Raw genomic sequence first — 11,859 nt, 5'->3', positions numbered from 1 at the left:
TATGAACCATCGTTCATATGTTTAATATAATACAGCCCGTTGGGAAATGCAAGGTTGTTTTCAGTATTGCCCAAAGAACTAATAAAATAAGGTTTTGCCGGGAAAACAGGATGAAAAAGAAGCAGAAAAGAGAAAAACAAAAAGAAAGGCTGTCCGCAGAAACAAACAGCGGACAGCTTTAAACATGCAGAAGTATGAGACTTAGATAACTCCGAACATCCGGTCCTCGATCAGATGGATCCCATGAAGGAAACACTCGCAGACCGGAGTCTCAACGCCGAGTTCTTTTCCGAGACGTACAACGGTACCGGCAAACATATCGACTTCCGTATGCTTTCCGGTTTCCAGATCCTGGAGTGTGGACGGCTTATTTTCATATGGAAGACGTCCGATCGTGTGCTCCTGGCGGTCGATCTCGTTCTGACCAATGTCGATTCCAAGTTTATTGGCAACATGGATCACTTCCCACATGGCTTTGTGACGGAAATAATTGGCGTCATCGCTCTTCTGGAAAGCGCCGAACGGAACGCCGAACATCGCACAGGTCATATTTTCGGCGACATTGCACATGAATTTGAACCAGATGCCTTTTAACATGTCTGCATCGACCTTATAGTCGATTCCACAGAGATCGAACAGATTCTTTACTGCGAGAACATTCTCGGAATAGTGTTCCGGATCATTCTTCAGATCCCCGAAGTGGATCGAACCCTTGTGAGGATCGAACTCTGTCTTTCCGTCCTTCATGACAATGCTGATTCGCATGTAGGAATACAGGACATGTTCTTCTCCATAGACAGCTGCAACCTGCTTTTCACTCTCGACGCCGTTTAATACGGAGAGGATGATCGTGTCCTTTCCGACCTGATTTCTGATATCTTTGATCGCCTGCTCCAGATCATATCCTTTTACCGCGATGATGACGAGATCTGCCGGATCTCCCTCTACATCCGGGGTGATGATCGGAAAGCGATAATTGATCGTGTTGACGGTCACACCTTTTCGCTCCAGGCGCTCTTTTCTCGCACCATCCGCGAGGATCCGGAAATCAGCCCCGAGTTTTTCTGAAATACGCGGCGCAAAAAATACCCCCATCGCGCCGAGACCGATCAACGTCACCTTCTTTATGTCCTTCATAATACCTTTTATCCTCCTTATTTTGCCCCCTCTCCGCAGAGACGGGAGAAACTGCCGGAAACTGCCGGAAATGGCAGGCGGCAGACACTGTTTCCTCTTATTGTATAGTAAGTCGGGGAGAGTGTCAACGAATTACGGATTTTCAGACCAGAAAATCCACAGCGAAAAGTATCCTGCGGAATTTTCGGAGTGGAAAATTCTTACAAAATAATAGTATAAAAATTCCACAAGATGGAATATCAGGGGAAATCCTCCTTGTCTTGACGGAAAAAAGGTGATATGATGGAAAGTATGGAGAAAAATTAACAATAAAGCGGAGAGGATCCGGTCACTGCGGCGCCTTTCAGAAGCTTTGTGGGGGAGAACACATATGATGGAAATCACGAGAGAAGACAGGCGGTCGGTGATCGATCACTGTTATCTGGCTTATTTTATCAGCGGAATGGTCATCCTGATCTTCGGAGTCATCCTGCCAAACCTGATCGAAGAGAGAAACCTGAGCTTTACGGCGGCGGGCGGTCTGCTGTCGTTCCTGGCGATCGGAAACTTATGTTCCAGCCTGGTCTACCCGGTATTTTGCGGGATGATGTCCCAGAAGATGGCTGTCGTGGTCCTCGCGATCCCGTATCCGGTCTGCCTGCTTTTATTTACATTCGGACTTCCGGTCCCGGTTCTCTATGTGATGATCTTTCTCATCGGTATTACAAAGGGAATGATCACGATCATCAATAACCACGCGATCCGTCAGGTGACGGGGAGCTCTAACAAATATTTAAACCTGCTCCACATGTGGTATGCGGTGGGCGCGTTCCTGTCCCCGTTTGTCACCATGATTCTTATGGGTGCGGGGATGAACTGGAAGACGATCTTACAGCTTCTTGCAGTCCTCACGGTTCTCATCGTTGTTTCTTATGTGACGATGGATTACCGCAAGATCGAAAAGGAAGAAAAGAAACCGGCAGGAGAGGAGGATGGTCCGGCATCAGGACAGAAGGACAAGTTCTGGTTCTTAAAAAATACAGGATTTCTCCTGGCAGTCGGCGCACTGTTCTTCTATATGGGGCTTGAAAACTCCGTAAACGGGTGGTTTGTTACCTATTTAAAGAGCACCGGATTTATGTCCGCAAGTCTCGCGACCGTTATGGTGTCTGTAACCTGGATCATGATCATGATCGGCAGGATCGTGATCGCTTCGATCTCGAAGAATGTGCCGCCGGCAAAGATCCTGGCTGTGATCTCCGTTCTTCAGTTTGCCTCGGTGCTGATCCTTGTATTCGCAGGCAATACGGCAATGGCAGTGGCAGCCCTGGTTCTTCTCGGTCTTGGCATGGCGGGCGCATTCCCGACAACGACGGCCTTTACCGGCGATCTCATGGGAAATTCCCCGCTTGGAATGTCGGTGTTTACGGGGATCGGTTCCCTAGGCGGGATCCTGACCCCGCAGGTGATCGGAGTCCTTGCGGACAAGCTGGGCTTCCAGGCGGCGATCATGTTCCTGGTGCTGGACGCTTTCCTTCTGGCGCTTTTTGGCGTCGGAGCACTCCGATACGCCGCGAAAAAAGTCAGATAGGATGACAAAATTTGTCGTTCTGCATAGAATGCTGTCAGGGTCAGGAGTTCCGATGCTTTCTGCAGGTCTGTCTGCGGAGATAGGAGCGGACTTCTGACCACAATATCATATAAAAAGGGGTATAGAACATATGGATATTCGCTATTCCGCAAATCAGAGAGATGTAAAACGCTACACGACAGAAGAACTGAGAAATGAGTTCCTGATCCAGGATCTCTACCGCCCGGACGAGGTGGTATCTGTCTACTCCCATGTAGACCGCATGGTGACATTGGGCTGCATGCCGGTGAAAGAACATGTTTCCATCGAAAAAGGGATCGATTGCTGGAAAAACTTCGGGACTCATTACTTCCTTGAGCGCCGTGAGATCGGGATCTTCAACATCGGCGGTTCCGGCTCGATCACGGCCGATGGGGTGGAGTACCATCTTGATTATAAAGACTGCCTTTACATCACAAAAGGTACGAAAGAAGTGATCTTTGCCAGCGACAATGAAAATGCTCCGGCAAAATTCTATATGGTGAGTGCGCCGGCCCACACATCTTACGAGACGAGACTCATCACCTTAAAGGATGCTGCGAAACGTCCGCTCGGTGACTCCAACACGTCCAATAAGAGAGTCATCAACCAGTTTATCCATCCGGACGTTTTAAAAACATGCCAGCTGTCCATGGGAATGACGGCCCTGGAACCGGGCAGTGTCTGGAACAGCATGCCGTGCCACACACATGAGCGCCGCATGGAGATCTATATGTATTTTGAAGTTCCGGAGAACCAGGTGGTCATGCATTTCATGGGTGAGCCGACGGAGACGAGACACATCGTCATGAAGAATGAGGAGGCGGTGATCAGCCCGTCATGGAGCATCCACTGCGGAGCCGGAACCTCCAACTACACCTTCATCTGGGCGATGGGCGGAGAGAACCAGGAGTTTGACGATATGGACACGATCACTCCGACAGATTTAAAATAAGATATCCTGAACGAAAGAACGGATGACGGCAGGATGATCGATACCTTATTATTATAGAGAGAAAGGAAACAGACAAAATGGATAAGAAAAGCATGTTTTCCCTGGAAGGAAAGATCGCTCTGGTAACGGGCGGGGCACACGGGATCGGTTTCGCGATCGCGGAGAGCTATGCGGAAGCGGGAGCGACCGTAGTGTTTAACTGCAGCAATGAGGAGTCCTTAAAGCGCGGACTTGCCGCATACAAAGAAAAAGGCATCGATGCCCACGGATATGTCTGCGACGTCACGGACGAGGAAGCGGTAAAGAAGATGATCGCTGACATCGAGGAGAAGATCGGCACTGTGGACATTCTTGTAAACAATGCGGGAATGATCCGGAGGATCCCGATGCATGAGATGAGTGCGGAAGAGTTCCGCAAGGTCGTTGATGTCGACCTGAATGCACCGTTTATCATGGCGAAGGCGGTTCTTCCGTCGATGATGAAAAAGAGATCCGGCAAGATCATCAACATCTGCTCCATGATGTCCGAACTCGGAAGAGAGACTGTATCCGCATATGCGGCTGCAAAGGGCGGATTAAAGATGCTCACAAAGAACATCGCCTCCGAGTACGGAGAATACAACATCCAGTGCAACGGCATCGGACCTGGTTATATCGCGACATCCCAGACGGCGCCGTTAAGAGAGCGCCAGGCGGACGGCTCCCGTCACCCGTTTGACCAGTTCATCATCGCGAAGACACCGGCAGCGAGATGGGGGACTGTCGAGGACTTAAAGGGACCGGCGGTATTCCTCGCATCTGAGGCATCTGATTTCGTGAACGGACATATCCTCTACGTCGACGGCGGAATCCTTGCTTATATTGGAAAACAGCCGTAAATCGGGAACCATATCTGAGACTGTGACCGCCCGTCGATTCATGCATATCATGCAGGAGTTGACGGGCGGTTTTTGCGAACTCGCACGAAGCTGAAGACTGTCGCAAGCAAAGCACTCCGGCGCAGGAATGTGGACGGGACAGTAGTGAAAACGGAACGGTCAGGATTGGAAAACAGTACTAACAGAGTAGGTTTGTCAATATAAGGACATAAGCTGTACTTGTCTTTATATCACGTTGAATTAGTATATTTGATAAATTTTTTTCAATCGGCTTTGTTGACATTTGCGCAGAAAGCTGATATACTCAAATTACGATATTGTGAAAACTGCATAGAAACAAGGTGATTATGGGTGCTGATTTGTCAAGTACCCTTATGCGCCGAGAAAAATGTGGAATGCATTTCACAATACGGAATAACTAACCAACAAAAGTTTCTTAAATGAAACGAAACGAAGGAGGTGCGGTAAGTATATGTGGACAGGCGGTATGACCGTTGCGGATTCGATTGTCATTTCACTCGTTGGATTGTTAGTCGTATTCTCAGCACTTGCAGTGCTCGCAATCGCGGTTATCATTATCTCTAAGGTCATCGGTACATTATTTAAGGAGAGTGCGCCAAAGGCAGCTGCGGCAGTTGCAGCACCGGCTCCGGCTATCGATGAGGAATCCTATGCAGTGCTTCTCGCGGCAGTCAGTGAGGAAGCAAGATTGTCCGGGGAAGAGTTCCGTGTAGTAAGTATCAAGGAACTGTAAAAGACCCAAATGTAAAAGCAAAAGCAGCTATGCGAATATGAATCAGCTGCACGCAAAAAAAGGAAAGGATGTATTAAAAGAAATGAAATACGTTGCAACATTAAACGGAAAAAAGTATGAAGTTGAGATCGAGAGAGTAGACGAGTACAGACCGCTTGACAGAGGCGCGCAGGTAAGCGCACCGGCACCGATCCTCGCAGCAGCACCGGCACCGAAGGCAGCTCCGGCTCCGGCAGCAGCACCGGCACCGAAGGCAGCTCCGGCAGCAGCACCGGCTCCGGCTCCAGCACCGGCAGCAGCTCCGTCCGCAGGTGGACAGACAGTAGAAGCTCCGATGCCAGGTAAGATCCTTGACATCAAGGTTAAAGTCGGTGACGCAGTAAGCTACGGTCAGTGCGTAATCGTTATGGAAGCTATGAAGATGGAAACAGAGATCGTTGCTCCGGCAGCAGGAACTGTTGCAGCTATCAATGTAAGCACAGGCGATTCCGTTGAGACAGGTGCAGTTCTGGTTACCTTAAACTAAGCGGGAGGTGCCACACGTGAATATACTTTCAGTTTTCTCGGAGCTCCTCGCTCAGTCAGGTTTCGCCGCAATCACCTGGCAGCAGGGCGTTATGCTCCTTGTATCCTTCGTTTTATTATATCTTGCAATCAAGAAGCAGTTCGAGCCGCTCCTTCTGCTCCCGATCGCATTCGGTATGTTCCTTGCGAACCTTCCGCTTGCAGGTCTTATGAATGAGGCAGATCACTGGTATCAGTCCGGTGTGTTAAGAATTATGTACATGGGCGTTAAGTCCAGCTTATTCCCGTGCCTGATCTTCATGGCAGTCGGTGCGATGACAGACTTCGGTCCGTTGATCGCGAATCCGGTCAGCCTTCTTCTCGGTGCAGCCGCTCAGTTCGGTATCTATGTTGCATTTACACTTGCAAATGCAACAGGACTTTTCACACCGGGTGAGTGTGCAGCGATCGGTATCATCGGTGGTGCTGATGGCCCGACCGCAATCTATATCGCAAATAACCTGGCTCCGGATCTTGTGGCTCCGATCGCTGTAGCCGCGTATTCCTACATGGCTCTGATCCCGCTGATCCAGCCGCCGATCATGAAGCTCCTTACAACAAAGAAAGAGCGTCAGATCGTTATGAAGCAGTTAAGAAAAGTCAGCAAAGTCGAGAAAGTCGTTTTCCCGGTATTCGTTGTTCTGTTCTGCTCCCTGCTTCTTCCGTCCGTAGCACCGCTTCTTGGTATGCTGATGCTCGGTAACCTGTTCCGTGAGTCCGGCGTTACCGGAAGACTTTCCGATACTGCACAGAACGCACTCTGCAACATGGTTACGATCATGCTCGGTACAACCGTAGGTGCTACAGCAAATGGTGAGATCTTCCTTCGTGTCCAGACACTTGCCATCATCGCTATGGGTCTTCTTGCTTTCGCTTTCGCGACAGTCGGTGGTATCCTGCTTGGTAAAGTTCTCTGCGCGATCACAGGCGGTAAGATCAACCCGTTAATCGGTTCCGCAGGTGTATCCGCAGTTCCGATGGCAGCCCGTGTTTCTCAGACAGTTGGTGCGAAAGAGAACCCGACCAACTTCCTTCTGATGCACGCTATGGGCCCGAACGTAGCTGGTGTTATCGGTTCTGCAGTAGCAGCCGGTTACTTCATGCTGATGTTCAAATCTTGATAAAATCCATTCCAGAAATGGAATCGAAGTTGAAATCCGTTTCATAACATGGTATATTTTTACAGGAACTAAAAAGCAGTTCAGGCCTGTCTGAGGAGAACAGGCAGGCCTTTTAACTGCAAATATAAATAAAGGAGGCTTTATTGTGGCTAATAAAGTTATGTCATTACACGACGCCGTAGAGAAGTACGTACATGATAACGATGTACTCTGCCTCGGCGGATTTACAACAAACCGTAAACCGTATGCTGCTGTTTACGAGATCCTTCGTCAGGGTAAAACTGGTTTTGTAGGCTGGTCCGGCCCGGCAGGCGGAGACTGGGACTCCTTAATCGGTGAGGGTCGTGTAAGAGCTTACATCAACTGCTACACAGCAAACTCTGGTTATACAAACGTTGCACGTCGTTTCCGTGCTGCAATCGAGAAAGGTGAGCTTACATACGAGGACTACTCTCAGGACGTTCTTATGTTACAGCTTCACGCAGCTTCTCTTGGTCTTCCGTATCTCCCGGTAAGAATGATGCAGGGTTCCGGCCTTGTTAAATTCTGGGGCATCAGCGAAGAGAAGAGAAAAACAATGGAAGGCGTTGACAACTTAAAGTGCGTAGATATCGAGAACCCGTTTGAGCCGGGCGAGAAGCTTCTTGCTGTTCCGGTTCCGAAGCTTGACTGCGCGATCATCCATGTACAGCAGGCATCTCCGGATGGAACCTGCATTATCGATGGTGATGAGTTCCACGATGTTGATATCGCAATCGCTGCAAAGCGTACGATCGTTACATGCGAGGAGATCGTAAGTGATGAATACATCCGCCGTGATCCTACAAAGACAAGAATCTTCGGCGAGTGCGTAGACGCTGTCGTTCGTACTCCGTACGGCGCATGGCCGGCACAGTGCTATGGCTACTATGATGATGATGATAAGGGACTTAAGGAGTACGATAAGGCTTCCAAGTACCTTGACGCTGAAGATGCAAAGGCACAGCTCGCAAAGGCTGCTGCAAAGGCTGAGAAGGCTGCTGCTGCTAAACCGGAAGACGAGAAGCTTGCAAAGGCTGCAGAGGTTGCAAAACAGGCTGCAGAGGATGCTGCTAACGGCACAAAGATTCCGGAGACCTTCAAGGATTACCTCCAGAAATACGTATACGGCTGCAAGGATCAGGATGATCTTCTTAATGTCCTTGGCGGCGCTCGCCTCATGAACCTTAAGAATGAGCCGCATCTTGGCTATTCTACCAGACACTAATTGAGGGAGGGAAATTCAAAAATGGCTGATTATACAAAGTATACAAAGCAGGAAATGCAGGCTTATGCCATCGCAAAAAATATTAAAGAAAATCAGATCGTTATCGTTGGTACCGGTCTTCCGTTAATCGGTGCTTCTCTTGCGAAGCGTGTGGTTTGCCCGAGCTGCCATCCGATCGTAGAGAGCGGACTTATGGACTGCTCACCGGTAGAGGTACCGCGTTCCGTAGGTGATAACCGTTTCATGGCTCACTGTGCAGTACAGTGGCCGAACGTTCGCTTCGTAGGTTTCGAGGCTAACGAGTGGCTTCATGACGCTGACCGTATGATCGCTTTCATCGGCGGTGCTCAGATCGACCCGTATGGTAACGTTAACTCCACATGTATCTTCGGTAAGGGTGACTACGTTCAGCCGACAACCCGTTTCACAGGTTCCGGCGGAGCTAACGGTATCGCTACATTCTGCAACACCATCATTATGATGCAGCACCAGAAGAGAAGATTCATGGAGCATGTTGACTACATCACAAGCTGCGGCTGGATGGACGGCCCTGGCGGACGTGAGAGAGCAGGTCTTCCGGGCAACCGCGGACCGCAGATGGTAGTTACAGATCTTGGTATCATGAAGTTCGACGAAGAGACCAAGAGAATGTACCTTGCTTACTACTATCCATTCTCCTCTCCGGAAATGGTTCAGGAGAACACAGGTTTCGAGATCGATACCTCCAGAGCACAGCTTATGGAAGGCCCGGATCCGGAGATCATTCGCGTTATTCGTGAAGAGATCGACCCAGGTCAGGCTTTCATCAAAGTTCCGAAGGAAACAAAATAATCGAAACGATCATTTTATAGATGATAATCATGCCGCGGTCAGTGACTGGCAAAAACCGCTGACCGCAGCAATCGCGTATATATAAGGAGGAAGAACATGGGTTACTTTTCCATGCCGAAATATTTCCAGGGAATGCCTACTGTTGGTAAAGAGCTGGTAAACGTTAATGACGAGAACGCAAAAGAGATCAAAGCCGTTGAGGCTGACATCCATGAGTCCATCGAGAAAGCTCTTGCAGCTGGTATCACAACAGAAGAGAAGTTAAACGAGCGCGGACAGCTCTCCGCAATGCAGCGTATCAACGCTCTCATTGATGAGGGAACATGGTGCCCGTTAAACAGCCTTTACAACCCGGAAGGCAACAAGTTCGGTACAACAAACATTCTTAACGGACTTGGCCGTGTAAACGGAAAATGGGTTTACATCATCGCTTCCGATAACAAGAAGATGGCCGGCGCATGGGTACCGGGACAGGCAGACAACCTTCTGCGTGCTTCCGATGCAGCTAAGATGCTCCACCTTCCGCTCGTATATCTGTTAAACTGCTCCGGCGTTGAGTTCCCGAACCAGGATAAGGTTTACCCGAACAGACGCGGCGGCGGTACACCGTTCTTCCGTAACGCTGAGTTAAACCAGCTTGGTGTTCCGGTTATCGTAGGTATCTACGGAACCAACCCGGCAGGCGGCGGATACCACAGCATTTCCCCGACAATCCTTATCGCACACAGCCAGGCAAACATGGCAGTAGGCGGCGCTGGTATTCTTTCCGGTATGAACCCGAAGGGATATATTGACGAAGAGTCTGCTGAGCAGATCATCGCAGCACAGATCGAAAACGGCAAGAAGCACGTTCCGGCTCCGGGTTCCGTTCCGGTTCACTATGACGAGACTGGTTTCTTCCGTGAAGTATATGAGAACGATTACGGCGTAATCGAGGGCATCAAGAAGTACGTTAGCTACCTTCCGTCATACAACCTCGAGTTCTTCCGTGTTGATGATCCGAAGGCACCGGCTCTTCCGGCAGAGGACCTTTACAGCATCATCCCGATGAACCAGAAACGTCCGTACGATATCTACGATGTAATCGGCCGTCTCTTCGACGGCAGTGAGTTCGCTGAGTACAAGAACGGTTACGGCCCGGAGGTTGTAACAGGTCTTGCTAAAGTAAACGGACTTCTCGTTGGTGTTGTAGCAAACGTTCAGGGTCTCCTTATGAACTATCCGGAGTACAAACAGAACTCTGTTGGTATCGGCGGAAAGTTATATCGTCAGGGCCTGATCAAGATGAACGAGTTCGTAACACTTTGCGCTCGTGACAGAATCCCGCTGATCTGGTTACAGGATACAACTGGTATCGATGTAGGTGATGACGCTGAGAAGGCTGAGCTTCTTGGTCTTGGTCAGTCTCTGATCTACTCCATCCAGAACTCCAAGCTTCCGTCCTTAGAGGTTACACTTCGTAAGGCATCCGCAGCTGCTCACTACGTACTTGGCGGACCGCAGGGCAACGATACAAACGTATTCTCCCTTGCAACAGGCGCTTCTGAGTACTATGTAATGCCGGGTGAGACAGCAGCAAACGCTATGTACTCCAGAAAACTTGTTAAGGCTAAGAAGGCCGGTGAGGATCTCCAGCCGATCATCGACAAGATGAACGACATGATCCAGATGTACCACGACAAGTCCCGTCCGAAATACTGCACAATCAAGGGTATGGCTGACGAGATCGTTGATCTTACAGAGATCCGTCCGTACATTCAGGCATTCACAGAGTCTGCTTACCAGAATCCGGAGTCTATCTGCCCGTTCCATCAGATGGTAACACCGCGTGCGATCCGTGAGTGGAACACATTTAAAAAAGCTTGATTCTGACTGAAGGATAGAGTAAAATGATACGTATCCAGGCCGGGGGAGTACTTTCTCTGGCCTGGATATACTGGTATAACAAAGCCAGTTTCATTTTACATTTTCAGTATACCCGGAGGTTATTATGAGTGCAATTTACACCCTGGGAATCGACGTAGGATCCACGGCTTCCAAATGCATCATGATGAAGGATGGCCAGGAGATCGTAGCGAAATCCCTGATCGATGTAGGTGCAGGTACCAGCGGCCCCCAGCGTGCGATCGACGCAGTGTTGGAAAACGCAGGCATGAAAAAAGAGGATGTGGCTTTTACCCTGGCAACAGGTTATGGTCGTAATTCCTTAATGAATTTTGCAGACAAACAGATGAGTGAGTTATCCTGCCACGCAAGGGGAGCTTACTTCCTGTTCCCTGACGTTCATACCGTCATTGATATCGGCGGTCAGGACGTTAAGGTCCTTCATATTGACAACGGTGCAATGACCAACTTCCAGATGAACGACAAGTGCGCTGCAGGAACCGGAAGATTCCTCGACGTAATGGCAGGCGTTCTTGAAGTAAAGGTCCAGGATCTTGGTCATCTTGATTCCCTCTCCAAAAAGAGAGTCGAGATCAGCTCCACATGTACCGTATTTGCGGAGAGCGAGGTTATCAGCCAGCTGTCGATGGGAACCGACAAATGCGATATTATCGCAGGTATCCACCGCTCCGTGGCTCACCGTGTCACTGGACTCGCACACCGGATCGGAGTGGTTCCGGCACTCGTCATGACTGGCGGTGTCGCACAGAACGACGGTGTTGTCAAAGCTCTTCAGAATGAGCTTGGATGTGAGATCCACAGATCTCCTCTGACACAGTATAACGGTGCGCTTGGTGCAGCCTTATATGCATATCAGGCAGCAAGCCGCCGCGCATAAGAC

Annotated in this window: 11 protein-coding genes; 10 read left to right on the top strand and 1 reads right to left on the bottom strand. The window is 49.6% G+C overall.

Going from position 1 to position 11,859, the window contains the following annotated elements; translation table 11 throughout:
- Positions 1-201: 201 nt before the first annotated feature.
- Positions 202-1,137 (bottom strand): ketopantoate reductase family protein, encoded by a 936-nt coding sequence (locus FN001_RS00275; RefSeq protein WP_118529650.1) that lies wholly within the window; start codon positions 1,135-1,137, stop codon positions 202-204.
- A 370-nt stretch (positions 1,138-1,507) separates the two neighbouring features.
- Between FN001_RS00275 and FN001_RS00270 the strand changes: the two genes are divergently transcribed.
- From FN001_RS00270 to hgdC, 10 genes are all read left to right on the top strand, one after another.
- Complete coding sequence (locus FN001_RS00270) at positions 1,508-2,707, top strand: MFS transporter (RefSeq protein WP_142410449.1); 1,200 nt, start codon at positions 1,508-1,510, stop codon at positions 2,705-2,707.
- A gap of 130 nt (positions 2,708-2,837) precedes the next feature.
- Positions 2,838-3,680 carry a 5-dehydro-4-deoxy-D-glucuronate isomerase gene (gene kduI, locus FN001_RS00265; RefSeq protein ID WP_118650541.1) on the top strand — a complete coding sequence of 281 codons (843 nt, stop codon included), beginning with the start codon at positions 2,838-2,840 and terminating at the stop codon, positions 3,678-3,680.
- Positions 3,681-3,757: 77 nt separating this feature from the next.
- Positions 3,758-4,558 carry a gluconate 5-dehydrogenase gene (locus FN001_RS00260; RefSeq protein WP_118603583.1) on the top strand — a complete coding sequence of 267 codons (801 nt, stop codon included), beginning with the start codon at positions 3,758-3,760 and terminating at the stop codon, positions 4,556-4,558.
- A 472-nt stretch (positions 4,559-5,030) separates the two neighbouring features.
- The gene (locus FN001_RS00255) at positions 5,031-5,312 is read left to right on the top strand and encodes an OadG family protein (protein ID WP_118322395.1); all 282 of its coding nucleotides are present in this window, start codon (positions 5,031-5,033) and stop codon (positions 5,310-5,312) included.
- 82 nt (positions 5,313-5,394) lie between these two features.
- Entirely contained in the window at positions 5,395-5,838 is a 444-nt protein-coding gene (locus FN001_RS00250; protein ID WP_142410448.1) for an acyl-CoA carboxylase biotin carboxyl carrier protein subunit, read from the top strand.
- A 16-nt stretch (positions 5,839-5,854) separates the two neighbouring features.
- Complete coding sequence (locus FN001_RS00245; RefSeq protein WP_182426595.1) at positions 5,855-6,997, top strand: sodium ion-translocating decarboxylase subunit beta; 1,143 nt, start codon at positions 5,855-5,857, stop codon at positions 6,995-6,997.
- Positions 6,998-7,142: 145 nt separating this feature from the next.
- Positions 7,143-8,243, top strand: a complete 1,101-nt coding sequence (locus tag FN001_RS00240; RefSeq protein WP_405578914.1) for a CoA transferase subunit A — start codon at positions 7,143-7,145, stop codon at positions 8,241-8,243.
- Between the two features lie 21 nt (positions 8,244-8,264).
- Positions 8,265-9,074, top strand: a complete 810-nt coding sequence (gctB, locus tag FN001_RS00235) for a glutaconate CoA-transferase subunit B (RefSeq protein ID WP_118322396.1) — start codon at positions 8,265-8,267, stop codon at positions 9,072-9,074.
- Positions 9,075-9,170: 96 nt separating this feature from the next.
- Positions 9,171-10,940: an acyl-CoA carboxylase subunit beta gene (locus tag FN001_RS00230; protein ID WP_142410447.1), complete on the top strand. Its 1,770-nt coding sequence runs from the start codon at positions 9,171-9,173 to the stop codon at positions 10,938-10,940.
- Positions 10,941-11,064: 124 nt separating this feature from the next.
- Entirely contained in the window at positions 11,065-11,856 is a 792-nt protein-coding gene (hgdC, locus tag FN001_RS00225; RefSeq protein ID WP_142410446.1) for a (R)-2-hydroxyglutaryl-CoA dehydratase activase HgdC, read from the top strand.
- The last annotated feature ends 3 nt before the right edge of the window (positions 11,857-11,859 follow it).

This window comes from Clostridium sp. Marseille-P7770, assembly GCF_902143525.1.
GTDB lineage: Bacteria > Bacillota > Clostridia > Lachnospirales > Lachnospiraceae > Pilosibacter.
This window is presented reverse-complemented; position numbering and strand designations above follow the sequence as displayed.

Coding starts and splice junctions, on each gene's coding strand:
- FN001_RS00275 (WP_118529650.1), bottom strand. CDS start 1,137: ATGAAGGACATAAAGAAGGTGACGTTGATCGGTCTCGGCGCGATGGGG.
- FN001_RS00270 (WP_142410449.1), top strand. CDS start 1,508: ATGATGGAAATCACGAGAGAAGACAGGCGGTCGGTGATCGATCACTGT.
- kduI (WP_118650541.1), top strand. CDS start 2,838: ATGGATATTCGCTATTCCGCAAATCAGAGAGATGTAAAACGCTACACG.
- FN001_RS00260 (WP_118603583.1), top strand. CDS start 3,758: ATGGATAAGAAAAGCATGTTTTCCCTGGAAGGAAAGATCGCTCTGGTA.
- FN001_RS00255 (WP_118322395.1), top strand. CDS start 5,031: ATGTGGACAGGCGGTATGACCGTTGCGGATTCGATTGTCATTTCACTC.
- FN001_RS00250 (WP_142410448.1), top strand. CDS start 5,395: ATGAAATACGTTGCAACATTAAACGGAAAAAAGTATGAAGTTGAGATC.
- gctB (WP_118322396.1), top strand. CDS start 8,265: ATGGCTGATTATACAAAGTATACAAAGCAGGAAATGCAGGCTTATGCC.
- FN001_RS00230 (WP_142410447.1), top strand. CDS start 9,171: ATGGGTTACTTTTCCATGCCGAAATATTTCCAGGGAATGCCTACTGTT.
- hgdC (WP_142410446.1), top strand. CDS start 11,065: ATGAGTGCAATTTACACCCTGGGAATCGACGTAGGATCCACGGCTTCC.